Consider the following 26638-nt stretch of genomic DNA (forward strand, 5'->3'; position numbering starts at 1 on the left):
AATGGAAACCTCAGACATCCGAATTAAAAAAGCCAAACTGAGTAAGGGAGGCTGTATCGAGGCATCCTACATTGATGCCGATGGCAACGAGATTACCCTCAAAGGTAAGAACAAATGCCACAATGACCTCAAGGTTGCACTCGCCGCTCTGGTCCCATACTTTGCCGACCTTACCGAGCAGAAGGAAGCGGACAACATCAACTGGGACAATCTTGAAAGTGCCGAGAATGTTGACCTCCTCCGCAAGCTCGATGTAACGGGTCTCAGCATCGGTGGTGATGACAACAACCGCATCATCACCATGACCGGCAGACGAACCCTCATCACCTCACGGATTCTCAACCTCAACTCTCCTGGCGTGGAGATGGAATCCGAGACATTTGAGTGGGAACACATCGACGAGTTCGACTTGGCGGTGCAAAACCTCATCTATGAGGTCAAGGAGTATATTGTGAACCGCAAGTGGGAGGTAGTTCAGGCTACCCTCTTTGATGGAGATCCCGATGACCCCTTTGCGGGAGCCGAGCCAACAAATGACGCTCCACCTGTTGAACAGCCTGCCGAAAATGTAGCGTAAGAATGAAACCAATATATATTACCGAAACGCCCAACACTTTCCGCCTCTCCTTTGACTACCACAAAGACCTCGTCTCGACCATTAAGCGTGTGCCGAGCAGTCCGAGATGGGATGCCCAGGAAAAGGAGTGGATCGTGAAAAAGGAAAGTATCTGCTATCCTCCCGGGCGTGATGCTCGGTGGTATGTAGAGGCTTTCGCTCAATGGGCAGTTGCCAAACGCTTTTGTTCTAACATCTCAAGGCGTAGCGAGACCCACGATGTAGTGTATGAGATTCCGCCGATGAAAAACTTCTCCGGCGAACATTATATGCTGCTCAATCCATACGAGTATCAGTTGGAGGGTGTGCGCTACGCCTTGGATCATCAGCGTTGCATCTTCGGAGACCAGCCCGGCTTGGGCAAGACTCTTCAGGCGATATGCTCTGTTGTCAAAGCGCACAAGGAGGCTAATATCTATGGCGACACATTCCCGGTCCTGGTTATATGTCCTGCGGCTCTCAAAGTCAATTGGCAACGAGAGTTCAAGAAGTTTGCCGGAATCAATGCCGTTATCCTCGATGACAAGAACCGCGACAGTTGGGAGAGACTTTATGAGTTGAGGCGAGGTGACGGAGACCCCTATGCTCCGGTGTTCATCACCAACTATGAGAGCCTTAAAAAGTTCTTTGTTGTTGATGTCAAAGACCACGCCCGAATGACCCTCCGCTCCATCGTGTTTGATGATCGCATCAAGCTGTTCAAGTCAATCATCATTGACGAGAGCCACAAATGCAAGTCAAGCAAGACGCAACAGTCAAAGTATGTCGAGGGTATCTGCAAGGGTAAAAAATGGATATTCGCCCTAACGGGTACGCCTGTTGTCAATAACAACACCGACCTTATCCAGCAGCTCAAAATCCTCGGCAGGCTTGATGACTTCGGAGGCTATAAGCAGTTTGTCGGCCGTTTCTGCGACGGTCCCAAACAATCCTCCAATCTCCGAGAGCTGAATTACCGCCTATGGATGTGCTGTTTCTTTCGCAGAGAGAAAGCAAAGGTGTTGACCCAACTCCCCGACAAGATGCGGCAGTATATCACCTGCGACATCACCAACCGCAAAGAGTATGACGATGCCGAGAATGATGTTATCAAATATCTCCGTCAGTATAAGAATGCGAGTGATGACAGAGTGGCACGCGCCATGAGAGGTCAGGTGATGGTAAAGATGGGCATCCTCAAACAGATTGCGGCGAGAGGAAAAATCAAAGCCGTCTCCGAGTTTATCCATGATGTCATAGACGGAGGGGAAAAACTCATCATGTTCGCATATCTGAAAGAGGTTGTCGAGGCTCTGAAAAAAGAGTTTCCCGATGCCGTAACAGTTACGGGTTCCGATGACATCAAAGCAAAGCAGAATGCCGTTGACCGGTTCCAGAACGACCCTGAATGCAAGCTCATAATCCTCAACTACAAGTCCGGCGGTACTGGACTGACACTGACGGCTGCAAGCCGTGTCGGATTTATCGAGTTCCCCTGGACCTATTCGGATTGCGAGCAAGCAGAGGATCGCGCCCATCGCAACGGACAAAAGAACGCTGTGAACTGCTACTACTTCCTCGGAGATAAGACCATCGACCGCTATATGTATCAGGTCATTCAGACAAAGAAAGACATAGCCAACGAGGTTACGGGTACCACCACCCAAATTGAAGAGGACATGCTCAACATCACAATGAACCTGTTCCAAGACAGAATATGAAAAAGAGATACAAACTACTTGAAAAGAATGGCAAGGTTCATATTCTACATTGGGTTACTGATGGGGTGCTCTTCGGGCCCGACTGGGAGAGCATAGCGACATTTGACAAACAAGACTCTAATCTGGAAAGATGCAAGACAATAATACGGCTTATGAACGAGTGCGACAAGCACACAGACCACCCTAACGATGACAGAACAAGAAATAACAAAAACTGAGCAAGGTTACTCGGAATCCAAGATACAGCATATTTGTGTGAATTGGTTCCGGCAGACTTTTCCTCATGTCGGCAATCTTCTCTTTGCCGTACCTAACGGCGGATGGCGCGGCGCCCGTGCCGGCGCACAGATGGTATATGAGGGACAAGTCAAAGGTGTTGCCGACATTATCCTGCTTTATCCGTCAGGCGGGAAATCGAGCCTTTGTATTGAGATGAAAGTTCCAAAGAAAAAAGGTAGTAGTGCCGGGACACAGTCTACCGCTCAAAAGGAGTGGCAGGCTCTCGTTGAGCAATATGGCAGCACCTATGTAGTGTGCCACGGACTCATTGAGTTTATACAGGCTGTTTGCTCCTATCTTCAAATCAACTCTCAAAAGTATATTACTGAAGCTCTCAATAAGTATCCACTTTATCGATGAACTATATTGAATTAATTAACCGCTTTTGGCAGGAGGTCGAGATGAAGGATTTTCTTCCCTCGGAGGCTTGCGTATATTTCAGATTGCTGGATATATGCAACAAGTTAGGATGGCAAAATCCGTTCTCCCTCTCCAACTCACGGGCAGTCGCGCTGATGGCGATGAATGAAAAGACCTTTCGTGCTATCAGAGACAAGCTCGGCGGGCGCGGCTTAATAGAGTTCAAGAAAGGGAAAAAGAGGGAGAGCGCACCGATGTATTGTTTCCCGGAAAAGACTGAAAATGGATGGGTTTTTCCTTGGGGGAATTTTTTGGAGGTAAAAAATACCGTAAACACTACCGCAAACACGCCCGTTAACACGCCCGCATATAATAAAACTAAAACTAAAACAAATAAATCTCCTAACGGAGATGGCGCGGCGCCAATCCAAACGGAAATCTCATTGTTTGCGGAGGAAGAGAAACGAGCGGCCCGGAAAAAGCCTAAGGCATCAAAAGACCCACCACCGCCGCCGACACTCGAAGAGGTTCTGCAATATTTCCTCAGCCGAGATGCCGACAAGAGGCTGGAGAATTGGGAAGAGTCCGCCCGACGATTCTACGACAATTTCAATGCAGTTGACTGGAGAGACAAGTACAACCGCCGGATCATCCATTGGGACAGTCGGGCCAACTCTTGGATTCTTGATGATGAGAAACGACAAAAAGAAAGGATAACACCAAATGAAAGTGAGCAAGGAGATAAATTTTCGGGACGTCGAGGGACTGAGCCGACTGCTACAAGCCGAAAAGGTTTCAAGGGAACGCTTTAGTCTTGAAATTTCCGAAAGAGACTGCGCCAACGCTATCATGTCCGCCATGAAAGCGGAGGTTGAATATCGCGGAGGGGTTTTCAAATGTGATGAAGACACTCGCGCCCATATCCTCACCGCCGCTCAATGGCTCGTCAATCCGGAATCCACTCCAGGTCTATTGTTGTGCGGATTGTGTGGTAACGGCAAAACAACTCTTGCAAAGGCTATCGCCTGGCTTATCGGTTATCTCACGGAACGTGAGGAAGGTTACTCCAAGCGCAAGAGGATGTTGCTTTACACGGCAAAAAACATCTGCCGGCTATGTGCCGCAAGCGAGAAGTTCAAGGAGCAGTACGATGAATATGGCAGGCTGTTTACTGAGCCGATGATGATAATAGACGACCTTGGAGAAGAGCCGAAAGAGGTGATGGTCTATGGGATGATTCACACTCCCATCATTGACATCATCAGTGAGCGTTATGCTGCTCAACGAATGACCATCATCACAACCAACCTTGAGGTTGACGCTCTCAAAGAGAAATATGGCGATCGCATCATTGACCGGTTCCGGGAAATGCTAACCTCAATCATTTTCACTAATGACTCATACCGAACCCGAAAAAATAGTAATTAGGTGGACCACAAAAGACGAGAATGCTATTGCCGCCATCCGCAAGCGGTTCAATATGCCGAGTTACACCACGCTTAACGGCTGGAGCCCTGTTGAGGTGAAGCCGGAAGACAAGGATATATTTGAAGAGTGCGCCCGGCGCGGATTCTTTGGTATAATGCCGCAAAAATAACTAAAAAATGGTGAACAATATATTTTCATATCTCGTAATTAATGGCTATCTTTACAGTATAATTAATTAAAAGTCAAACCAATAAACCCAACTATGGAAATAAGACAAATTCCACTTTCATTGGTGTCTCCATCACCGATGAACCCTCGCAAAACATTTGACGAGGATGAGCTGCAAGAGTTGGCTGACAACATCGAGAAGCAGGGTTTACTCCAGCCAATCACCGTTAGGCCCATTGCAGACAAGACGAAGTTTGCCGTAGTAGATGGCAATGCCGACTTCCACCCCGAGTATGAAATCATTTGCGGAGAGCGCCGTTTCCGTGCTTTCAGCAAACTCTACGACAGATGGAGTGAAAGGAATCTCACTGATTCCAATGGTGAGCCTATCAACAACTTCTCTGAAATTTCCGCCATTGTGCGAGAGATGGACGATGACGAGGCATTTGAAGCGATGATCACCGAGAATCTTCAGCGCAAAGATGTTGACCCCATTGAAGAGGCTTTCGCTTTTGACCAACTCATTCAAAAGGGTAAAACCGCTGAAGAGGTTGCTGTCCGCTTTGGCAAATCCATCCGATTTGTTCAGGATCGCGTAAAACTCAACAACCTCATTCCGGAACTCATGCTTGCCGTCAAAGATGACAAGATGAGCATTTCGGCGGCAATGCTCATCGCCAAACTCGACGATGAGGACCAACGGAGATTTTATTCAGTTTACTCCAATCACTATCAAGGCTATTCAAAGTCAAACGCTCAGAACTTTGTCAATGACCTGTTCATGACAATAGAGCAGTCGCTATGGTATAAGAGCGACAATCAGGCTGACGAGGATTTTGAAGGAGGTTGTGGTCGTAAATGTTCCGAGTGTCAATACAACACCTCCAATCACGGTTGTCTGTTCTGGGAAATGAAAAGTCAGGATGCCGGGCGATGCACTGACCGGACCCAATTCCAAGCAAAGACATTGGCTTATATGCTCCGAGAGATTGACCTCATCGGCGACAATCTCGTGAAAGCTGGTGAGCCGCTTGAATTTGGCAAAACCGTTCTCTGCATAAGAGAGAACTATGTCAGTGATAACTCTGACATCAGACAACTAATCACCCTGCTCAAAGAGAAAATCGCTGAACGTGGCTATGAAGTTGTTGATCCCGACAAAGTATTCCAAAGCCGTTGCTTCTATGACCTTGATGACGAGAGAACCCAAGACTTCCTCAAAACTGGTCAGGCTTATCGTTGTTTCAACCTCATGGATTGGCGGTCTCCCAACCTCCAGCATGAGCGATGGTATGTGAAAAAAGTATAATCGGCAAAACGAAAAGTGCAATTTAGCAAAATCAAAAGTACCGCTTTAGTACCGCTAAAAAAATCGCCTAATCGTTTGATATAGTTTACATTGCGACCAATTTTCCGAAATTCCGTTAAAAAAATTAGCGGTACAACTCTAAAAAGTTAGTACCGCAAAACAAGTATTGATTTTCAGACACTTACAAAAGCGGTACAAACCCCCAAAAAACGAAAAGTACATTTTTTGAGTTGGAGTGCGAAACGGACTAAAAATGCCGTTTTATGTGGTTAAGCCTTGTTTAATCAGCGTTTTAGAAATAGTCCCCTCCTCGGTTTTGCTATTCAGGCAATAATTGCGCTGCTAAATTGTTCCACGGCCAAATTTGCCCGGTTTCGGGACTGAAAAAGCGCGGCGGCATCGGTTGAGATTGCCGCCGCGCTCCGCTGTGGTTGCCGCGTTTGTTGTAGGTATGTGGTTGGCGTCCTATTCGGTTTTAAGATAGCTCAGATAGGTTCTGTAACCTATGCCGTAGACCGGGAGAATGAACCTGCGCCAAACGCTTTTGTGGCACTTGGCGAGATTGCCCTCCTCGTAATGCTTTGCGGCCAGTTTCTTGACCGCCTGTATTCTGCGTTTGGTGTTCTCGTGCATTGTGTCTGTATTTTATTCGGTTAATGCGCTTACGATTGCGCCAATACCCTTGCCACGGATAGGCAGCGCGACAAAACGCTTGTCAAAGCCCACGATTGTGGCGCGTTCGCCTGGGTCATCCTCTTTGGAATACATATAGATTTCGCCGTCCGCTTTCATCACCTCCCCGGCATAGAACGCCACGGACGCGAACTGCGCGTTTGCAGGCTTTACGGCGTTGAACGCCACTTTTGTAAGTGCGCCGTCCTTGACAGAATATACGGGCATCTGCGCGAATGAATAAAAACCGAATCCGGCGAACTGAAACGGTTTGCCGTCCTTGATGTTGGTGAGGTTCTTGAACAGTTCCGTGTCCTGCAAAAGCAGGTCGGTGACATGTTTCGGGTGCAACACAATGTAGCGGTCGGTCAGCGGTATGTCTGCGTCATCGAAACGCTCTTTAAGGGCGAGAATGTCGGCGAATGTCAGACGCTTGCGCCCGGCGGTGGCGAGTCCGCTTGTATGAATTACCGGAGTGTCGGTCGTGTCGGCGGTTGGCGCATAAGCGTGTATCGCTTTCATCGCCACGCTTTTGCGGAGTGTGGCGCGGTGCTGACTGATTACGCTTTCGAGCTTGTCATAGCTGTACTCGATAGCCTCGGGGCGGCGCACAAGCGTGTTTTCGGTCTCGAACTTGTCAAGCACGATTTCATTGTCATCGTCCTCGCGCTCGACCGTCTTAATAGGATATGTCGTGTTGTTAATCAACACTTTGGGGTCTATTCCCGCGCTTGCAATGTGCAGACGGTCATTTTCCACAAAGCCGGAAAAATCCTTTGCTTTCTGCAAAAAGCTGTCATCGGGGTAAAAACCCTCCATTATCTGGTTAATCCAGACTTCTTTGTTTAATGCCATTCAGCGTTTTGGGGGTTGGTGGTTTTTATTGGTTTCTTTTTCTCTGTTCTCGCTCTTTTTCAAGTAGTTCCCGATATATTTCGGGGTGCTCTTTGAGATATTCGGGATTGTTGCGCCGATACCATTCAAGCGAATGAGGCTCGACACTGCGCCCCGTCTCCTCCTTGACTAACCGGGCGTATAAATCGGGGTTGTCCTGCAACTCTTTAGGGGCAAACTTGCGGTATTCGCGCAATCCCCAGCCCTCGCGCCCGTTCCCTCGGTTGATAAAGTCAAGCGGTTTTGTCGGGCCGGGCAGCGTATCAAGCAGTTCGCGGAGCGTACGCGCCCCCATCGCCTCACCGATACGGCGGTAAAGGTCGGTTTCGTAACTCAATATCCTTGACGTTCCGGCGGCGGTTCTGAGCATTGTTTCTATCTCTTTCGCCTCGGTATTTCGTTGGGTGTCTATGTACGCCATGAGGGCGCGGCGGTTGCCGTTCGCCATCGCCCGGAAGTTCTCGCGTTGCGCCGGGTCGATATATCCGCGTGCTACGGCGTTGTTTAGCAGTTCCTCGGCGTTTTCCGTGCCGTTTACGGCCTTTTCTATCGCCCGGAGTATCTCGGTATCACTCGCGCCCGGTTCAAGCCCTAACGCGGCAATTACGGCGGTTCTGAACGCATCGGAGGCGTTGTCGTTGAGATCGGAGAGCCGATAGGTGAACGACCCGGAGCGGCGAAAGAGTTTCACGGCGTTGGCGTTGCTCGGTATATCCACAATCGAAGCCTCGATTAAACGGCATTTGACAACCGTCTGAACGTTGTTCAAATCCTCCTGCGTCACATTGTCGATACCGATTGACACGCAACGCAAAAAACCGTTGTCAACCTGCTTTTTAATCTTTGCGCCCAACTCGGTGCTTTCATCAAAAACCGCGTCTGCGATTAGCTTGGTGCCATCCTTGCGGATATTCTCCCAGCGGCCAACAACGCCGCTTTCGCGGTCGTGCATGTAGAGCATAACCGGGTTACGTTCAAACTGAGCCGTGTCGATTCCGGCTGTCTGAACCACAAAGCCGTAAGAGTTCAGTGACTCGTCCGAAAGTATGAAAGTTGTTGTTTTTGTGTCGTTTGCCATTGTCGTAATGTTTGGCGCAAAATTGGCCGTTAATGCCATAACGGCAAAACGGAGTGTAAAAACTTTACACTCTTTTTGCGTAAAATTTCTACACTTCCCAATTTTGTACCCGAAATATTTTGTCAAACCGAATTTTAGGGCTAAATTTGCGCATCCTAAAAAACTTGAGTAATGATTCATTTCAACAACACCCCAAAGATATTTAGCGGCCTATGGTGCGGAGCGCGGAAACGCCCCGGCGCTTTTACTCAAGTAAGCGTAGGACACCTAAGGGTCGCTTTTTTATTTAACTTCCTTAAATACTTGAGTTATGAACAAGCAGACGCAAACAGCTGACGCGCAGACTATCGCTTTTTACAAGCGATGCACCAAAGAACTATTGGAACGCCTCGCGGAGGCGCATGAGCAAATCGGAGGTCTCCAATACTATTTGGAGAAAAACGGCATTGATTTACCCCGACATCTCGCCGAGAAAAAAAGCCACAATACCGCAATGGCCGTGGCTCTCGCAAAGGTAAACCCTAAAATCCTGCTTGGCGGTTTTTCGCTGAACTGATACACAACACGGCGGCGGTTGCTTTCGGGCGACTGCCGCCGCTTAACGCTCAAATATAACATATTATGCTGAATGTCAAATAAATCCAAATCAAAGAAACAAAGCATTATTGAGTTGATTTCGTGTGGCTTCACTGACAGCGAGATTGCCGACACGTTGCATATAAGCGCACAAAGCGGTTATATCCGAAAATTGCGCCGCTCGCTTGCTGAGTCCTCACCCGAAGAATCCACGCAGGAGCAGGACAAACCGAAACTGACCCCGGAACGCTATTACAACGCTGTGATGAAGCACAACGGCACAAAAGATGATTTGGCCGCCATATTAGGAGTTTGCCGAAAGACACTTTACACATTTGAGCATAGCGCACAAATGAAAAACAGATTGGCTCGTTACATGAGGGTGCGCGGAATGAGCCTTGAAGTGATTGCCGGGCAAATCGGTACTAAGGTTTCTACACTTGAAAAAATGGGTTTGGATAAACTACCCACACTTGACGGCATAAAGATACAAATGGAAATTGCACTTGAACCTCTCGCCGATATAGCCCAATGGGACAATGAAGCCGCCTCGCTGTTTTACCGATTGCAGGACGCTTTGAAACGCCTAAAATAGATTGTTCCACGCACTTTGTTGGATGGCAAATGTAACCCCAACACTATATCCATTACACAATCTCGGCGCAAAACGAAAAGTACATTTTATAAAGTATTGTTATATTGCGTTTTATCACATTTGAGCCATTACACATTCAATCTTTATACAAGAGTGCCGTTTTACACAATCTCCCGGAGTCGCGCAAAATAGAGGTCAATCTTACGCTAACTGACACCTCGCGCCGCAAATAAGACAACGCACAAGACGCACAATAACCACCGCATCACCCTGCTAATACAGCTAAAATCCAAGATAACAAAGCCTTAATCCAAGTAAAAATCACACTTTCAGCCGCGAAAATCCAAGCAAAATCCAAGCAAATCCAACTAAAATCACGTTTTCAGAGTGCCAAAAATCGCCCTCAAAACGCCCTGCAACCCACTGAAAATAACACCGTTTACCATTACACAACGTTTTGCACTTTTCGTTTTTCCGCCCATATATGCGAACTTTTAAGAATGTCGTTAGTAATTGGTAGTGGAGCGTCTTTGATGATGTAAATTGATGATGTGTGACGCTCCGGGCTGTCGAGATGGCAGCCCTTTTTTATTTGGCGAGTGATAGACCGTGATAGGCGAGGAATTTTTCAAGCGTCTCAACTGAGATCCTGCCGAGTTGATTAATTTTTCTCAACCCTTTGGCGGTTTGATTTACCAAATCGCCGAGTGTTCTGATTCCTGCTTTTTCAAGAGGGCAAAGGATGCGTAGGGAGATGTCAAACTCTACAAGGTGAGCTTTCAGCAACCTCTCCATGTGGAGCCTCGGCTCATCGTATTTGTCAAATTCATTGCTTGTGGAGGGAGTGTCAAACATGGCTGATTGAATTGATGGGTTAATAAAAAAGCGGAGGGAACCACCCCTCCGCCAAAGTCAAACCAATAAGACCTTTCAGATGGAAAGAACTTATTGATAATGCAAAGTTAACACTTTATTTCAGATTATCCAGCACCTGTCGCACGGCTTTTGTAGCTTTATCAGGCGTTACCGAGATATAGGCGTAAAGAGAGGTGCCGCCTTTGTCAACTCTATGGCCCAGGATATAGTCAATGACACTCTCACTGATGCCGAGGTCAAAGGCGTGCTGGCTGAATGATTTTCGCGCCGAGTAGAATATGAGTTGTTTGATGCCCGTTATCTCTGCCAACTTGGGCATATTGACATCGAAGAAGTAATGACAGTTTGATTTTCTCTGAAACTCCGTTACACGGATGAAACCATCGGTGCCCTTGTGACGGGCAATAATATCCTTAGCCTCGTCTGGAATACGGAACTCTACAAACTTGTTCATCTTTGGGCGATACTCGGTCTTTGTCCTAACGTAGTGGATTGTGTCGGTCTGCTCATTGAAATTGATGTTGAGCAGATCAATCATGTTGATACCGCCAAGATAGTATGAGAGCATGAAGAGGTCCCGGCATTTCATGATGTTAGGCTTAACGCTCTCTATGTCCCGGATTTTTCTTACCTCATCTACGGAAAGCCAAGATTGGCGAACCTCCATCTTTGGCAACTCATATCCGGCAAAGGGGTCCACTCGGAACTGCACATAGCCACATCGCTTGGCATAGTTTAGCAAGACCATCAGGAACACGAGATAGTTGCGAACAGTAGTGGGTTTCAGCCCGCGTTCACGGAGATACTTGTCGAGTCCCAGGATTGTCCCGTGTGTAATGTTCTCAACAAGCATCTTCTCGCTGAGGTGCCCGCTGATAGTTTTCCAGATGTTCACATAGCCCTTGTATGTTCCCGGCTTGATGTGGGCGTTATCCATATACTCCTCGTAGATCGATAATAGGGTGCGGTGCTTATAATTTCCTGCGTTTTTGATTTGGTAAACGAGTTCCGAGCAGGTCAGACCGTTTGTGTATGCCAAATCATCGATCACGCCTTGATAGCGTTGTAGAAGACCACGGAGTTTGGTATTGAGAATGGCTGCATCCGGTCTTTTGACTATTGAGCCATTCTTAAACTCTTTGAGGGATTCGATTGTGATGTCAGTTACTATGTAGCGAGTTTCTCCATTGTGCGCCACTGAGATTCTGACCTTATGCCGACCACCCTTGAGGACTTTCGCCGGCACAATAACTGCGTTCAAGATTGCCATATTTCGGACAATTTTTAGGAAATGTTTTTAGCTCAAAGGGTCAATTTGACGATTGTCGGCTATTGTCAAAAATGACCCGATTTGAAAAGGGTTACTAACAAATCCTATTGAAGTTCAGTTATTTCAGCCTCTTAGAGCGGATTTTACGGCATATTTACACAAAAGTCGCATTGCCTCAAAATGGCAAAATATTGACTTTTCGATAATTGACAAAATGAAACTTTTGGGCTTGGATTGAAACAAAAATTAGCATTAAATGTGTAAATGTTAAAAGGTAAAGGGGTAAAGCGCAGTAAAAATACAATAATTAACATATTGTAACAATTGAGGTGTGCCAAATATGACAAATTGTTGACCGATTTTTCATATGCAGGGGGGAGTTGATATTGTAAATGTTAAATTGGTTAGTGGGTTTTTAGAGTGTACTTACCTGTAAAACAGCTATTAGCGCAATACAGCGGGATGTGTGCACTTTTACAATATTTTGCAGATTTTAACGCAGCAAGATCACGCCTGGGAAATGGCTATAACACTCAGGGCAAAATCGCTTGATTTTTTCCGAAATATTTGCGACCTTTGCCAAAGTAAAAAGCTAATTGTCTTTTAGAAGTGCAGATTCAGAGGTTGAGATTATACAATCTCGAAGCATTCTTTCCTCGTTTTAGGTGCAATGTCAAAATAGAAATAACCCTTTATAAAGAAAAAAGATGAAAAAAAGCGCTTTGCAGCAAGCCCGTGCGGCTTACAAGCCCCAACTCCCCATCGTGCTTACCGGTGGTGTGAAAGTGGTTGAAGGTGAGGCTACCCAGTCGGCCGACAATCAGGAAGACATCAAAAATCTTTTCCCCAACACCTACGGTCTCCCCGAAATCCGTTTCGAAAAAGTTCCGGCAGAGGAGTCAGTAGAGCCTATCAATGTAGGTGTGATCCTTTCAGGAGGCCAGGCCCCCGGCGGACACAACGTCATCAGCGGTCTCTTCGACGGTATCAAGAACATCAATAAAAAGAGCCGTCTCTACGGTTTCCTCATGGGCCCCGGCGGTCTCGTTGACCACAAATATAAAGAACTCACTGCCGAAATCATTGACGAATACCGCAACACCGGCGGCTTCGACATCATCGGTTCAGGCCGTACAAAGCTCGAAACCAAAGAGCAGTTCGACAAGGGCCTTGAAATCCTCAAGGAACTCGACATCAAAGCGCTCGTTATCATCGGCGGTGACGACTCGAACACAAACGCCGCCATCCTCGCCGAATACTACAAGGCCATCGGTGCCGGTGTGCAGGTGATCGGTGTGCCCAAGACCATCGACGGCGACCTCAAGAACAACGTCATCGAAACCTCGTTCGGCTTCGACACCGCCACCAAGGTGTATTCCGAAGTGATCGGCAACATCCAGCGCGACTGTAACTCAGCCAAAAAATACTGGCACTTCATCAAACTCATGGGCCGTTCGGCTTCTCACATCGCCCTCGAATGCGCTCTCCAGTGCCAGCCCAACGTCTGCATCATCTCTGAGGAAGTCGAGGCAAAGAATCTAACACTCGATCAGGTTGTGGATGACATCGCCGATGCGGTAGTGGCACGTGCAAAAGACGGCAACAACTACGGTGTGGTCCTCATCCCCGAAGGCCTAATCGAATTCATCCCCGCTGTCAAGGCCCTCATCTCCGAACTCAACGACCTTCTCGCTGTCAAGGCTGAGGAATTCGCTGCAATTGATCCTGAAAAGCAGCGCGAATGGGTGCTCGGTCAGCTCAGCGAAGCAAATGCCAAGACCTACGAGTCGCTCCCTGCAGGCGTGGCCCGTCAGCTCACTCTCGACCGCGACCCCCACGGCAACGTGCAGGTTTCTCTTATCGAGACTGAAAAGCTCCTCTCGGAAATGGTTGGCAAGCGTCTCGAACAGCTCGCTGCCGAAGGAAAATACAATGGCAAGTATGCCACAATGCACCACTTCTTCGGCTATGAAGGCCGCTGCGCCGATCCCTCTAACTTCGACGCAAACTATTGCTATGCGCTCGGCTACACCGCAGCCTGCCTGATCGCAGCGGGCAAGACCGGCTACATGTCAAGCCTCCGCAATCTCACCTTCGCTCCCGTCAACTGGATTGCAGGCGGTATCCCCATCACCATGATGATGAACATGGAACGCCGTCACGGCGAAATGAAGCCTGTGATCCGCAAGGCTCTCGTTGAACTCGACGGTGCGCCCTTCCTGAAATTCGCCAAGGAACGCAACACTTGGAAATATAACACCTGCTACACTTATCCCGGCCCGATCCAGTACTTCGGTCCCTCTGAAATCTGCGATCTTCCTTCACTCACACTCGTCTACGAGCAGAAGCGCCGCCGCTATTGATAAATAGCATTTAGAATAAAAATCCACCCGTCCCGCCGGACCGCTCCGGCAGGACGGGTGGATTTTTATTGTGAGCAATTATGCGTTTTCACTTGTTGTAAGAGATAACAGGTTGTTCCCGAACAGCCTCGGAGAGAATACGAACCGGAAATTCAATGATGCAACAAAAAATGTCAGAGGGATCAGCTCACAGACTGGTGGCTGTCATAGCGCGCGTAATGAAATATCTGCTGCCCGTAGCGGTGTCGGTAGGAATGGTCGTCTGGCTCTTCCACAAAGTCGACATCCGCCAGATAGGTGAAATCATGAGCAGCGGAGTGGACTATCGTTATCTTGTTGCCATGATGGTTCTGACAGTCCTGTCACACGTGATCAGAGGCATCCGATGGGGCATACAGCTCCGCGCCGCAGGCATTCCCCGCATACCAGTCCTGGCCGAAAGTGTCTCGATCTTCGGGGCATATGCTCTGAATCTGCTTTTCCCGTATCTCGGAGAGGCCTGGAGGTGTGTCTACATCTCCCGCCGCGAGCAATGCAAACTGTCAACCGTTGTGGGCACCGACATCGGCGACAGGGCTTCTGACGGAATAATGATTCTGCTGCTGGTGTTTATCGCCCTTTTTGTGGCCAGACCCTATATGGACCGTTTTCTCGACCGTTATCCGCTCGGTGAGGCCATTGACCGCATCACCACCAGCGGCGGGTTGTGGATCTGGATTGCCGTAGTGGTCGCGCTTCTGGTAGCCGGAGACTATTTCTTCCGCCGGACGGCCTTTGTCAAAGGTGTCAACCGGAGTCTCCGCAGAATCTGGAACGGATTCGTGGTCCTGTTCCACATGAAAGGGACCGGCCTCTACATAGTGCTCACGTTCGGCATATGGATCTGCTATTTCCTCGACACCTATCTTTGTTCCTTTGCCTTCCCCTTCACACGTCAGCTCATAAGCGGCCAGGGCTATTGCTGGGGGTTGATTCCGGGGCTGGTGGTGTTTGTATTCGGATCATGCAGCATGGGAGTCCCCTCGAACGGTGGACTTGGTCCGTGGAACATCGCCGTCATGTTCGCGCTCAGCCTTTTCGGTATCAGCGACAGCGACGGTGCGGCCTATTCACTGGTCTGCTGGAGTTTCCAGACCGCCATGCTCATAGCGTCAGGCATATTCAGCGCCATCTACATAATACTCTCCCGCCGCAGACTCCCCGCTCATCGCCCAGTCATAGATAAAGCGAATCTCATAAATTCAGGCAATTCAGAGAAATGAACACTGCTCAGGGGTGGTGAGAAGAAAATTACGGTCAGATGGAGCCGGCAAAGAATCATCCTTCACGATAAGCGATTCATATTCTATGCCGAGCTTCTTTAGGAACTCAAAAGACCAGTTGCCATCTATCGCGACAATCGAGTCATGACGGCTATCACTTGATGCTGACGCAGATCCTTTGTCCCTGCACGAGACACTCAAGATCAATATGGCTGTAATTATCAAAAGTATATGTTTCATTGCTTACCTCCTTTCCACCATAGTTTCATAAGACCTTTGAATTTAGTTCAATACTTACTATAATGTGCAAAAGGTCATAGTAATAGAAATATTGCTGTCCGATAAAACTTTTTGAGGCAAAACAAAATTAGGACTGGCACCTATTGCAGGAGTCAGTCCTTTTAGTTTTATCGGACAGCAATAAAAAAGAAATGACTATGAGACAGGCTGTCATGACAGCGGCACAACCGGCGGTGACAATTCCGGTGCCGAAAAAAAGAATCGTCCGGATTGAAAGACCCGGAATCAAGTCAAGGCGAAAGAATCCAAAGAGGACAGGGAAAAGCGCGAGAAGTATGAGAAGAATCTCAAGAAGGCAAAGGAGCATATCGCCGCCAAGAGACATAAGGAGGCCGTGGATGCGCTTACCGAGGCACGCAAGTACGCCAACCCCGGCGACTTGAAGGCTATCGACGAACGGCTTGACGAGCAGAAGAAACTGTCGGAACAAGGCGACCTCTTCGCAATGATGGAGGAACCAGAGCAGACTCAACCGCAGCAGTCCCAAGTCCAGCAACCGACACAACAGCCCGCGACGGCGCAGGTACAGCCTCAGCCAATGCCGGAACCTGTTAAACCGATTCAACAACCGATCGTTCAACAGCAAGCTGCACCACAACATCAGTCCGCCATGCCACAGCAGGAAATGCCGGCGCAAGCTGCACACCCCGCTCAACAGCCATACGGCAACCCCGGACAGGGATATAGTGGCCAGTACGGATATCCGCAACAGGCACATCCCAAAGGTGGCTATCCTCAATATGCACATTCAAATGGCGGAATGATGCCGCCAAACGAGGGGCAGAACGCCGCGTATCCTCCCAACGGTCAGCCACGGTACTCACAGCAGCCGATGCCGTTCGATCACGACATGGCGACTCATGCGCCGAGAATGGCGGATCCGGACGACGCGCCTCCTTACCGGCCGGAGGAATATGCGGAATATCCCGACTTCCCCGCGTCAATGTTACAAGGTAATTATGTACAACCCCAAATGATGTAAGACTATGGCACTCGAAATCACAGGAATCAAACGCGTGTTCACTTTCAAGAAAGGGACAGCCACAATCACACTCGACGACCCCAATCCGTCGGACAGCCCCGAAATGGTGATGGGATTCTATTCCAATACCTATCCCGAACTGACAACCGCCACGGTACACGGTCCCACCATGAAGGACGACGCGGCGGTCTATGAGTTCAAGACCACAATCGGAACCAAAGGATAAGAACTAATGCCCGTAAAACCTAAAAAAGAGAACCAATGCAGACTCCTGAGCGAATCACAGTCGGAACAGCTCGCAAAGCTGCTCATAAGTCAGACAGAGAGGCGCTATCATTACGGAGTGAACCGGCAAAGAAGAATTACAGCACCCAGCGGTGCTGTAATTCTTTTCTGAAAACGACCTTCCAGAGCACCGTACCTTCGTTCATAATTAGTAGTGGTGCGATAAAAATCCAACTACTGTGATTAATATATTAGTATTTAGCCAAATACAAGAGTACATTGATTCTTTGATTTGAATTTGGTTTATTAGTCTTGTTGTTCAGAAGCATCAAGATTATGAATCAAGGAAAGTTCGTGTTCTCCCAAGTCATCGAGTTTATACCGCGCTACTGGTTCGATAAGCTGGTAAAGCAATATAAAGGCGATTGGCATGTAAAGAATCTCACCAGTTACAACCACCTCCTTCATCTGCTCTTTGTTCAATTGACAGGGTGTGATTCACTTAGAGACATTTGTCTATGCTTGGAAGCTCACTCAAAAATTCTATATCACCTCGGTTTTCGCAACACAGTGAACCATACATCATTGTCTCGCGCAAACGAAAGCAGGGATTATCGTATTTTTGAGGGCCTTGGGTTTTATCTTATCGGATTGGTTAGACCAATGTATTCAAAGGTTCAACTCTCCGATATAACCATAGACAACGTAATTTATGCGTTGGACTCCACGACCATATCCACAAGCATAAAACTCGCAGCATGGGCGTTGGGCAAATACAGCAAGGGCGCAGTTAAAATGCACACATTACTTGATTTACGAGGAAGTATACCCACCAACATCCATATCACTGATGGTAAATGGCATGACAGTAACGAACTCGACATGCTCACACCGGAACCATTCGCTTTTTATGTAATGGACAAGGCGTATGTTGACTTCAAGGCACTGTTCAGATTCCATCAGTCGCAGGCATTCTGGGTGTTACGCCCAAAAGAGAACATGAAGTTCACAACCATCGAGCAGTTGGCTATCCCCGATACGACCCCAAGTATCATAGAAGACTCTCGGATTCGTGTCACCGGATACAAGTCCTGCAAGCTCTATCCTGAGGATATGAGATTCGTATGAGTATATGACCCGGACAATGATGCCATTGTTGATTTCATATCCAATAACTTTGAAGTCTGCGCATTGGAAATCGCCAATCTTTATCGTCACCGTTGGGATATAGAGGTTTTCTTCAAGTGGATTAAGCAGAACATCGTCGTCAAGAATCTTTGGGGATTCTCCGAAAATGCCGTTAAAGTCCACATTTGGACTGCCATCATAGCCTATCTGACGGTAGCAAGAATAAAAGCCAATTATAACAGCTGCTATTCTATTACCGAGGTGGCGACCTTGATCAGAATCTCTGCCTTGGAGCGTGTCGACCTGCGATGGCTTATGACCAAACAAGACCCATCAACCAATTCAGACCAAAATGTCAAAGAACTCTCTTTATTTGATGATTTTTAAACTAACGCGATTTTTATCGCACCAGTAGTAATTTAAGCATATAAATCTTTGCGGTCTAACGAATTTAGACTAACTTTGCACTATAAATCTTAAGTTGAAGATGATGGAACAACTTACCAAGCGTGAAGAAGAAGTGATGAATAAGTTTTGGGAGAAGGGCGAAGCTACCGTTAAGGAGATTATTGCCACTTATCCCGAACCTCGTCCAAGTCGAACTGCCATATCTACATTCGTGAAGTTTCTTGTTGATAAGGGCTTTTTAGGCCACAAGCCGGCAGGAAACAACGGATTCATCTACTATCCCCTTATAGAAAGAGAGGAGTATTGTGGTAACAATCTGAAAAATGTCGTTCAGCGATATTTCAACAATTCCATTCGTGGAGTGATAAGCACTCTTGTAAGAGATAGGAAAATGTCAGACGATGAAGTCCTGGAGTTGATAAATCAGGTGATAGAAGGCAATCGCCAAGAATAGAACTGATTATTATATGGAAGTCAAGAGCGTTATTGGCATTAATGGTGATGCGCAGGAAGATGGCAATATTTATCATTATTTGCACATATTGAATATAAATGAAATAGAACGGCTCAAATAGTTTTAGATATGAACCAAACAGAGATATATCCTCGTTCTGGTGATAATCAGACTGTCTATCTTAAATCAGTCATAACGCACCAGAATATTGAAGTCGGAGATTTTACCATTTACAATGATTTTGTGAATGACCCTCGTGACTTTGAGAAGAATAACGTGCTGTATCATTATCCTATAAATCATGATTGTTTGATTATCGGAAAGTTTTGCTCAATAGCCTGCGGAGCAAAGTTTATATTCAATTGCGCCAACCATACCCTGAAATCGCTTTCTACATACACGTTCCCGCTTTTCTTTGAGGAATGGGACTTACCGAAATCTGATGTTGTTTCTGCTTGGGATAACAAGGGCGATATTGTAATTGGCAATGATGTGTGGATTGGATATGACGCTATAATAATGGCTGGGGTGACCATCGGTGATGGTGCTATAATTGGCACACGAGCTGTTGTCACAAAGGATGTCGAGCCATACTCGATTGTTGGCGGTGTTCCTGCAAAGGAAATACGAAAACGATTCTCTACAGATATTATAGCCCGATTGCAAGAACTCCAATGGTGGAACTGGGACGCAGATATAATTCGTAATTCAATCAAAGCTATTCAAGACGGGGATTTAGGTTCATTAGACTGTCATTTTATATGAGGGACAAAACTGTATTCAAAATGAGAAAGTTACTGTTTATAATTATATATTTGTCTTTTATATCGCCTGCTTTCGCTGGTGGAAACAAGGCGATAGAGAATGCTTTGCACGAGTATATCAAAGGGAAAGATGCCCGTATAGGTGTCGCGGTCATTATCAATGGCAAAGACACCGTATCTGTCAACGGCAATCGGGACTTCCCTATGATGAGCGTAGTCAAATTTCCGCTGGCTCTGACGGTAGCGCACTGGATAAATACTAACGGTATGTCCCTGAACGATACCGTAACATTCAGCGAGAAGGCTATGAAAGAGGATACCTATAGCCCGATGCTCAAAAAGTATGGTAAGAGCCGAAATACCATAACTATAAGAGAACTGATTGAATGGTCTTTGGTTGAGAGTGACAACAATGCGGCAGACATACTCCTGCATCGCGTCGGTGGAACATCGGGAGTAACATCAATAATGAGGCAAATGGGTATCTCTGATGAGATTGTAATCGGAGCCTCGGAAGAAGATATGCACCGTGATCCATACCTAAGCTATCTTAACCGTACCACACCTTTGGCAATGGCGCAGCTATTTGATAGGTTTTACCACGAATTGAGAAACGCATCACAGTTATATTCTGAAATATCCGTCATGCTTGAACAGTGTCGCACGGGGCTTGACAGGCTTGCTTTCCCCCTTTTGCCTACTAATGCCCTGATAGGACATAAGACAGGTACGGGATTTCCGACACCCGAAGGTCGCATATCCGCAGTAAATGATTGTGGATATGTGAATTTGCCTAATGGTACAAGATATTCTATTGCCGTGTTTGTTGCTGATTCCAATTACGACATAGCAACGACCTCAGCCATCATTGCTGAGGTTTCTAAGATTGTCTTGGAAGGTTTGATTAAACAAAAATAAGATAAGAATATGGAACATAAATTTTGTCAAAGCTGCGGAATGCCGCTGACTACAGACAACAAAGGTACTAATGCTGATGGCAGTCGCAACGAGGATTACTGTATCTACTGCTATAAGGATGGCAGATTCACACAAGACTTCACTATGGAGCAGATGATTGAACATTGCGCTCAGTTTACCGACGAGATAAACAAGGAGTCAGGACAGACCTTGACACAGGAGCAGGCAAAAGACATGATGCGTCAATTCTTTCCACAACTCAAACGCTGGAAAAACCGGACAGCCATGTTTATTGCAATTCTGACATATAAAAAACCGCTTGAAGAAGTCGACCGTTTCCTTCAGGCACATCGTGACTATCTTGCCGAGCACTATGCGGCTGGCGATTTCATCGCATCCGGTCCGCAGACTCCCCGCGTTGGCGGTGTGATAATGATAAAGTCTGACAATCGCGCGTTGGTAGACTCCATCATCGCTCAAGATCCGTTCAACATCAACGGAATTGCCGACTACCGGATTGTGGAGTTTACTCCGACAATGTTCGTTTCCGAAGAATTGATTTGGAAGAACTGAAAATATCACGACAAGAACTAATTTATGCCCTACATATCAATCGAGAGCGGCAAACTGACCGCTGAACATAAAAACCGTTAATTGAAAATGAGCAACGATACACGAGACATCTTTTCCGGACTTAAAGCCCGCAAACCACAATATGTGCTGGGCACAAAGAACGGGGATATACGCACATCAAACGTGACCGAGGAAAAGATCCTTGATGCTATAGATGACATTGAGGATAACGGATGTGTATACCTTGAAAAATGCGTGCCGGTGGTGTTAGTCAGCGATGCAAAGGCATACTCAATTGATTACTTTAAAGATAGCAGTATAGCGGTATGTTTTATGGTCAACGGATATATGCTGCGAATGTGGCGGTCGGACGTTGATTGCGACATGGCCGCCGATATCATGTGTGACTTCTTCCGCACCGCATCGCTCCCTGATATGACCGGCTGGCACTGCCAGAAAATCCATCCCGAGCAAGAAATGGCAGAGACGAAACTATGTGTTGACGGCGAGGATTTCCGATACTTTGATATGGCGGATGTGTTCTGTGCTTTGGAAGATATCATAGAGGGCAAATCGCTATGGATGCTTTATGATTTCACTAAAGGCGATGGCGGGTATATCAACATCAGCAGGCGTGACAATGATACCGCTCCGACCACCGGATATAAAGTTGAATATGTAAGGTGGTCGGAGCCGGTACCTATTGGTTACAGAGGTGTTGTTTCTGATGAAGGACTCCTGCGGAGCTGGCTGTGGAGTCTGATTGATGGCGAGAGATTGCCCGATCCTCTGAGCTGTTGGGAGGAGTTTGACGTAAACGATTATTTTGGAAGACTGGTATTCAGATTTTTAGACGAAGAGAAAGATGAAAGGTAAATATAGCAGGCAGGTGAAAACGGCAGTCAAGCTGATTTGGTCAAGTTTTGACCGCGATGAAATACGCCGGGGATACTCAATACTTATATTGGAGGCGCAAAAGGGCGATGCAGATGCGCTGGCATTCATAGCCCGCTGCTTCATGGGTGAGGAGTATGTGTGGCCACAAGCAGGCTTCAAAGTTGACGATGCCAACGCATCGAAGTTGATGCAAAAGAGCGCGATGATGGGCAGTGCCACGGGCGTTCTTTGTGCTGCGCGAAGCGCAAACCTCACCCCTTCGGTGGTACGTGCAATGCCGTTCGCCTCGTTTAAGGAAGCGTTTGAAGAGATTCTCGGTCAGGCAGAGCGTGGCGACGCCTTCTGTTGCTACATGGTCGGCAATGTGTATTATTGGGGCGACTATCTACGTGTTGAGCCAGACTATGCCAAGCAATTCAAAGACGAAAGCGACTATAACGCATGGGCCTGGCCGATAGCAAAGGTGTGGTACGAGCGCAGTTTCGACGGCGGTCTTTGTGCCGGATGGGGCAATTATTGCGACATACGCAAATCCGGCTTCTGCGAAATTGCGCGGGATGTTTATGAGAAATATTACTTGATGCTGGCGGATATTTCACCCGTAATCTGCAACAACTACGGCTATTATCTCCGCACCGAGAAGGGCGACTCATACGGTGGGCTGTTGCGATATGTGGAGGCTGCCCGCAGGGGCGACCCACAAGCCGCATACAATGCAGGGCATATCTACGAAGCCGGTGAAGAAGTGGATGAGAATATCGACCTTGCATATCAACTCTATGAAATGGCTGCCAAATGCGGACATCCCGCAGGACAATTTGAGGTAGGATATTATCTGTTTGAAGGCTTCGGTGATGTGGAGCAGGACTACGCCAAGGCTGTGGAATGGTTTGAAAAGGCATACCAAAACCCGAAATGCAGCAAGACCACCCGGACGCAGACCGCCGCCTACCTCGGTTTATGCTATCAGGAGGGGCTTGGAACAGTTCAAGACGACGATGTGGCATTCGAGTATCTTCATGAAGCCGGGGAAGACATCGACAATCTATGGGAGTCAATAACCGTCAAGGTGCTCACCGCACTCGGCGTGGCGTATGCCTTCGGTCGTGGCACCGAAACGGATATTGAGTTGGGATACCAGTATTTTGAGGATGCTGTAAAACTCGGTTCGGAAGAAGCCAAAGAGTATATCGGCTATATCAACTCGCCCGACTTTGAAGCCCGCGAGCGGAAAAAAGAAGAACCGGCCACTCCCGTAGCCCCGTTCTGGCAGGAAGTGACTGAAAAAATCAGAGATGCGGTTACAACTGACCTGCGCGAAATTCTTGGCTGCATAGATGATGAGCACATATACACTGCCGCCTTGGTCACCGACAGGTATTGCTGCTCTCTTTTTCTCGCTGTGAACACGTTGGAGTACCTTCAAAGCGAAGACGAAGAACCCGATGACGAGAGCAAATGGCATCCGGATGAATGGGGATATTCCGACGGACATGGCAGCGAACTGGTGAAGCTCAGCAAATCGCTGTGGGAAAACCACGCTACTTTGCCGGGCGAAGCCTTTTTCTTCAGCGCAATGATATCAGCGATGGCGCAGGTCAAAGGTTCGGGAATATTCGGAGAGCGCACCGACGAAATCACATTCTTCATTTCAATATCGGATGATGAAGACGCTGAAAATCTCGAAGACTCGTCAGCCATGACACTGAACAGCCCCGAACTGGCAGCAGCTTTTTTGAATAGAAACAAGTAACTTTGAAAACAGCTAAATTCGTTTAACCTCAGGAGAATCATGAATATAAAGTTGGAACTACAACAACTCTGTGGGGATACCCAAAATCTACGGCTTAATGACGTAAATATTGAGCCGGAAACGATACGGGCAATCATGATAAACGAGGTTGTCCCGTCATGTCCGGAGGAGGATTTCTACGGGAAACAGGATTCCGCGTATATGTCAACGACAATTCCATTGTTCAGAAAAGCAGGGATAGAGGTAAATTCAATACAGGATATTCTGGATCATGGAATTTACATTACCAATGCTGTCAAGACACCTAAAAGCGAATATGCAGTTTCAAAGGAGAGCATAGAGGATAGCCTGCCCTATCTGGAAAAAGAGCTTGCTTTGTTTCCAAACGTCAAGGTTATCATGCTTATGGGTGATGTGGCAAAGAAAGCCTTTAATATGATATGCAAGAAGGCGACCAAGAAAAATGCCGTTCCAAGTATATCTACTTACAAGTTACGTAATACTGAGATTTTCTATAATGGAATACGCATTATGTCCTCTTACATTATGACCGGCCAGAACATTCTGATTGAAAAGTCAAAATTCGAGATGGCATCGAAGGATATAGAAACGATGTACAGGTTAATTAAATGTTTTGATTAAAGATGGCTATTGCACCTGATGATATTTTGAAATATTGCCTTGACAACCTTGAAGGGACGGTCGAAGTAAACAGTTGGGGCGAGCGTGGGATTTTCTACAATCCGGATGGAGTGTTGAAACGTGGGGTTTATATCTTGACGATAAAAGAAAAGGATGGCGACAATGATCGAGCTTCCCACCTTGACCGCAAGGATGTGTGGCGAATAAATATAGGAGTCAGAAAACAGACTTTCCGCACTTTATTCGGAGAACTGCCCAAACGTCCATGTAAAGGTTGCATTGTAGATATGCCGTATGAATTTACCGCAAAGGATGTCATTATGCCGCATCCGGTTTATGCGTGGATGGGCTGGATTTGCGCTTTAACCCCATCTGAAGCGACATTTGAATTATTAAAACCTTACATCCTTGAATCCTACGAATACGCAAAAGAGAAATTCAAAAAAAGATGACGGGATAGTGAACTGATTATTTGAAAACGATGATAGAACATATGGAACAAAGATTTTGTCAAAGCTGCGGTATGCCCCTTGTAGAGGGTAACATCGGCACAAATTCAGACGGCAGTAAAAGTAAGGACTATTGTGGCTACTGCTACAAAGGCGGTGCTTTCCTCCAAGATTTCAACATGAGCCAGATGATAGAGTTCTGCACTCAGTTTACCGACCAGATTAACAAGGAAACGGGTTGGAATCTGACGCCCCAACAGGCAAAGGCTCAAATGCAACAAATCTTCCCAACACTCAAACGTTGGAAAGAAAAAGATGAAAGAAGTTTGACTGAAAAAGCTACACACCTGCTTTTGCAGTGCAAAGAGGTTACGCTGGCATCGGTCAATGCGGACGGTTTTCCGCGCCCTGTGCCATTGGATAAAATTCATTCGTTAGGATGCAATGAGGTCTGGGTAGTGACCGCAGCAGACTCCGAAAAGGTTGCCGATTTCAGGCTCAATCCCAAAGCCGGGCTTTCCTATTCATTTTATGGCGATAGTGTTGCTTTGCGCGGCACAGTCGAAATCATTACGGATGATGTAACCCGCAAGCGGATGTGGCAGAAGTATTTTATAAATTATTTCCCCGCCGGCCCAGCAGATTCGAACTATGTGCTTATTCGCTTTATCGGAAATGAGGCTACCATCTGGATAAACCGCGAGTTTGCTCACATCACCATATAACACATAAATTATGAGAGATTCGGAACAAATGTATCCGGTCGTTTTTACAGCAGCTATCATTCAGAGGAATTTACGGATGAGTGAGGCATATAACACCAATGTCCGTTTTTTACTATCATCGAAAATAATCATGTTGTAATTTTGCGGGATGCAGACATTCAGAATCATACAGCCAACGCCTGCCCTGAAACCGTTTATACGGTATTATTGGATATTGTAGGATAGTACCTCAGGCATAGTGTCGCAACGCACTTTGCCGACAGGCTGTATATCACTTGTGTTCCATCGAGGCGAAAGGCTCAAAGTCACGAACCGTGATGAATTGCAACCGCATAGTTTTATTTGCGGTCAGGAAAGCGGTTATTCAGATGTGACTTCAACCGGTGACATCGAAATGATAGTGGTGGTATTCCAACCTCATGCGGCAAAAATATTCTTTCATATGCCAGTCACTTTACTACGTGACATGAATGTAGCGGTTGCGGACATTGAAAATCCAGCCTTGCGTGATTTGGCACACAGAGTTGAAGACAGTGAAAATCACGACATCTGCATTAAACTGATAGAGAATTATTTCTACAAGAGCCTGATGTATGGGACACCTTATCATCTGCCACGACTGGCGGAAGTGGTACGTCATATCAACAATTCCACTCAAACAAATATCAGGGCACCTTCGAATATTGCGTGCCTGAGCGAAAAGCAATTCTCCCGGATTTTCTCGGAAAACATAGGAACGACACCCAAAGATTTCATGCGTATAGTCAGGTTGCAACGTACCTTATCTGTCATGCAGCATAATCAGGGAATAGGTTTTGCGCAGCTGTCATACGAATGTGGGTACACCGACCAATCCCACATGATTAAAGAACTCAAGCTATTCTCCGGCTACACACCGAAAGAGTATATTGCTCGATACTCTCCTGTTTCTGACTATTTTACATTCTGAAAAATAGCGTTTATACAGCCTTGTA

General features: G+C 46.9%; 25 protein-coding genes and 3 pseudogenes. 23 read left to right on the top strand and 5 right to left on the bottom strand.

Going from position 1 to position 26638, the window contains the following annotated elements; all coding sequences use genetic code 11:
* Position 1: 1 nt before the first annotated feature.
* The 6 genes from FDZ78_RS12810 to FDZ78_RS12840 all read left to right on the top strand — a co-directional run bounded on the left by FDZ78_RS12810 (position 2) and on the right by FDZ78_RS12840 (position 5860).
* Positions 2-577 (top strand): hypothetical protein, encoded by a 576-nt coding sequence (locus FDZ78_RS12810; protein WP_124076600.1) that lies wholly within the window; start codon positions 2-4, stop codon positions 575-577.
* A gap of 2 nt (positions 578-579) precedes the next feature.
* The gene (locus FDZ78_RS12815; RefSeq protein ID WP_136408699.1) at positions 580-2316 is read left to right on the top strand and encodes a DEAD/DEAH box helicase; all 1737 of its coding nucleotides are present in this window, start codon (positions 580-582) and stop codon (positions 2314-2316) included.
* A gap of 189 nt (positions 2317-2505) precedes the next feature.
* Complete coding sequence (locus tag FDZ78_RS12825; protein WP_124076659.1) at positions 2506-2955, top strand: VRR-NUC domain-containing protein; 450 nt, start codon at positions 2506-2508, stop codon at positions 2953-2955.
* Positions 2952-3767: a hypothetical protein gene (locus tag FDZ78_RS12830; protein ID WP_136408701.1), complete on the top strand. Its 816-nt coding sequence runs from the start codon at positions 2952-2954 to the stop codon at positions 3765-3767. Before FDZ78_RS12825 ends, FDZ78_RS12830 begins: the two co-directional genes overlap by 4 nt.
* Positions 3679-4383, top strand: a complete 705-nt coding sequence (locus tag FDZ78_RS12835) for an ATP-binding protein (RefSeq protein ID WP_136408702.1) — start codon at positions 3679-3681, stop codon at positions 4381-4383. Before FDZ78_RS12830 ends, FDZ78_RS12835 begins: the two co-directional genes overlap by 89 nt.
* A 262-nt stretch (positions 4384-4645) precedes the next feature.
* Positions 4646-5860: a ParB N-terminal domain-containing protein gene (locus FDZ78_RS12840; RefSeq protein ID WP_137426210.1), complete on the top strand. Its 1215-nt coding sequence runs from the start codon at positions 4646-4648 to the stop codon at positions 5858-5860.
* A gap of 465 nt (positions 5861-6325) precedes the next feature.
* Here FDZ78_RS12840 and FDZ78_RS14690 read toward each other — a convergent pair whose 3' ends face one another.
* The 3 genes from FDZ78_RS14690 to FDZ78_RS12850 are packed head-to-tail and all read right to left on the bottom strand — an operon-like array spanning position 6326 to position 8504.
* The gene (locus tag FDZ78_RS14690) at positions 6326-6493 is read right to left on the bottom strand and encodes a hypothetical protein (RefSeq protein WP_168181967.1); all 168 of its coding nucleotides are present in this window, start codon (positions 6491-6493) and stop codon (positions 6326-6328) included.
* A 12-nt stretch (positions 6494-6505) separates the two neighbouring features.
* Entirely contained in the window at positions 6506-7387 is an 882-nt protein-coding gene (locus FDZ78_RS12845; protein ID WP_136408278.1) for a phage capsid protein, read from the bottom strand.
* A gap of 25 nt (positions 7388-7412) precedes the next feature.
* Complete coding sequence (locus FDZ78_RS12850; RefSeq protein ID WP_168181969.1) at positions 7413-8504, bottom strand: HK97 family phage prohead protease; 1092 nt, start codon at positions 8502-8504, stop codon at positions 7413-7415.
* A gap of 310 nt (positions 8505-8814) precedes the next feature.
* Between FDZ78_RS12850 and FDZ78_RS12855 the strand changes: the two genes are divergently transcribed.
* Positions 8815-9060 carry a hypothetical protein gene (locus tag FDZ78_RS12855; protein WP_136408280.1) on the top strand — a complete coding sequence of 82 codons (246 nt, stop codon included), beginning with the start codon at positions 8815-8817 and terminating at the stop codon, positions 9058-9060.
* Positions 9061-9132: 72 nt separating this feature from the next.
* Positions 9133-9675, top strand: a complete 543-nt coding sequence (locus FDZ78_RS12860) for a hypothetical protein (protein ID WP_136408281.1) — start codon at positions 9133-9135, stop codon at positions 9673-9675.
* A gap of 588 nt (positions 9676-10263) precedes the next feature.
* On the opposite strand, the gene FDZ78_RS12865 is transcribed toward FDZ78_RS12860, so the two are convergent.
* Positions 10264-10530, bottom strand: a complete 267-nt coding sequence (locus FDZ78_RS12865) for a DNA-directed RNA polymerase subunit alpha C-terminal domain-containing protein (RefSeq protein WP_135472335.1) — start codon at positions 10528-10530, stop codon at positions 10264-10266.
* Positions 10531-10645: 115 nt separating this feature from the next.
* Positions 10646-11821, bottom strand: a complete 1176-nt coding sequence (locus FDZ78_RS12870; protein WP_136408719.1) for a phage integrase SAM-like domain-containing protein — start codon at positions 11819-11821, stop codon at positions 10646-10648.
* Between the two features lie 707 nt (positions 11822-12528).
* Between FDZ78_RS12870 and FDZ78_RS12875 the strand changes: the two genes are divergently transcribed.
* The 15 genes and pseudogenes from FDZ78_RS12875 to FDZ78_RS12955 all read left to right on the top strand — a co-directional run bounded on the left by FDZ78_RS12875 (position 12529) and on the right by FDZ78_RS12955 (position 26613).
* The gene (locus FDZ78_RS12875) at positions 12529-14184 is read left to right on the top strand and encodes a diphosphate--fructose-6-phosphate 1-phosphotransferase (RefSeq protein ID WP_124075947.1); all 1656 of its coding nucleotides are present in this window, start codon (positions 12529-12531) and stop codon (positions 14182-14184) included.
* Positions 14185-14354: 170 nt separating this feature from the next.
* A complete protein-coding gene (locus FDZ78_RS12880; RefSeq protein ID WP_168182076.1) occupies positions 14355-15446 on the top strand; it encodes a lysylphosphatidylglycerol synthase transmembrane domain-containing protein in 1092 nt (363 codons plus the stop codon).
* A 580-nt stretch (positions 15447-16026) separates the two neighbouring features.
* Positions 16027-16728: pseudogene (locus FDZ78_RS12885) on the top strand (PRTRC system protein E); the annotation flags it as partial.
* A gap of 4 nt (positions 16729-16732) precedes the next feature.
* The gene (locus FDZ78_RS12890) at positions 16733-16954 is read left to right on the top strand and encodes a PRTRC system protein C (protein WP_016274015.1); all 222 of its coding nucleotides are present in this window, start codon (positions 16733-16735) and stop codon (positions 16952-16954) included.
* 335 nt (positions 16955-17289) lie between these two features.
* Positions 17290-18468: pseudogene (locus FDZ78_RS12900) on the top strand (IS4 family transposase).
* A gap of 103 nt (positions 18469-18571) precedes the next feature.
* Positions 18572-18943 carry a BlaI/MecI/CopY family transcriptional regulator gene (locus FDZ78_RS12905; protein WP_136409189.1) on the top strand — a complete coding sequence of 124 codons (372 nt, stop codon included), beginning with the start codon at positions 18572-18574 and terminating at the stop codon, positions 18941-18943.
* Positions 18944-19072: 129 nt separating this feature from the next.
* The gene (locus FDZ78_RS12910) at positions 19073-19708 is read left to right on the top strand and encodes a CatB-related O-acetyltransferase (protein WP_136408721.1); all 636 of its coding nucleotides are present in this window, start codon (positions 19073-19075) and stop codon (positions 19706-19708) included.
* Positions 19709-19728: 20 nt separating this feature from the next.
* The gene (bla, locus tag FDZ78_RS12915) at positions 19729-20625 is read left to right on the top strand and encodes a class A beta-lactamase (RefSeq protein ID WP_104404003.1); all 897 of its coding nucleotides are present in this window, start codon (positions 19729-19731) and stop codon (positions 20623-20625) included.
* A 9-nt stretch (positions 20626-20634) separates the two neighbouring features.
* Positions 20635-21198: a zinc ribbon domain-containing protein gene (locus FDZ78_RS14980; RefSeq protein WP_370291694.1), complete on the top strand. Its 564-nt coding sequence runs from the start codon at positions 20635-20637 to the stop codon at positions 21196-21198.
* 87 nt (positions 21199-21285) lie between these two features.
* The gene (locus FDZ78_RS12930) at positions 21286-22074 is read left to right on the top strand and encodes a hypothetical protein (protein ID WP_123400332.1); all 789 of its coding nucleotides are present in this window, start codon (positions 21286-21288) and stop codon (positions 22072-22074) included.
* Positions 22064-23848: a DUF4303 domain-containing protein gene (locus tag FDZ78_RS12935; RefSeq protein WP_136408722.1), complete on the top strand. Its 1785-nt coding sequence runs from the start codon at positions 22064-22066 to the stop codon at positions 23846-23848. Before FDZ78_RS12930 ends, FDZ78_RS12935 begins: the two co-directional genes overlap by 11 nt.
* Positions 23849-23887: 39 nt before the next feature.
* Positions 23888-24490, top strand: a complete 603-nt coding sequence (locus FDZ78_RS12940; protein ID WP_107033043.1) for a uracil-DNA glycosylase family protein — start codon at positions 23888-23890, stop codon at positions 24488-24490.
* A 2-nt stretch (positions 24491-24492) separates the two neighbouring features.
* The gene (locus tag FDZ78_RS12945; protein ID WP_057250590.1) at positions 24493-24942 is read left to right on the top strand and encodes a DUF6194 family protein; all 450 of its coding nucleotides are present in this window, start codon (positions 24493-24495) and stop codon (positions 24940-24942) included.
* Positions 24943-24983: 41 nt separating this feature from the next.
* Positions 24984-25664 carry a zinc ribbon domain-containing protein gene (locus FDZ78_RS12950; RefSeq protein ID WP_124076277.1) on the top strand — a complete coding sequence of 227 codons (681 nt, stop codon included), beginning with the start codon at positions 24984-24986 and terminating at the stop codon, positions 25662-25664.
* Positions 25665-25812: 148 nt separating this feature from the next.
* Positions 25813-26613: pseudogene (locus tag FDZ78_RS12955) on the top strand (DUF6597 domain-containing transcriptional factor).
* Positions 26614-26638: the final 25 nt, after the last annotated feature.

It is taken from the genome of Duncaniella sp. B8, from assembly GCF_005304985.1.
GTDB lineage: Bacteria > Bacteroidota > Bacteroidia > Bacteroidales > Muribaculaceae > Duncaniella > Duncaniella muris.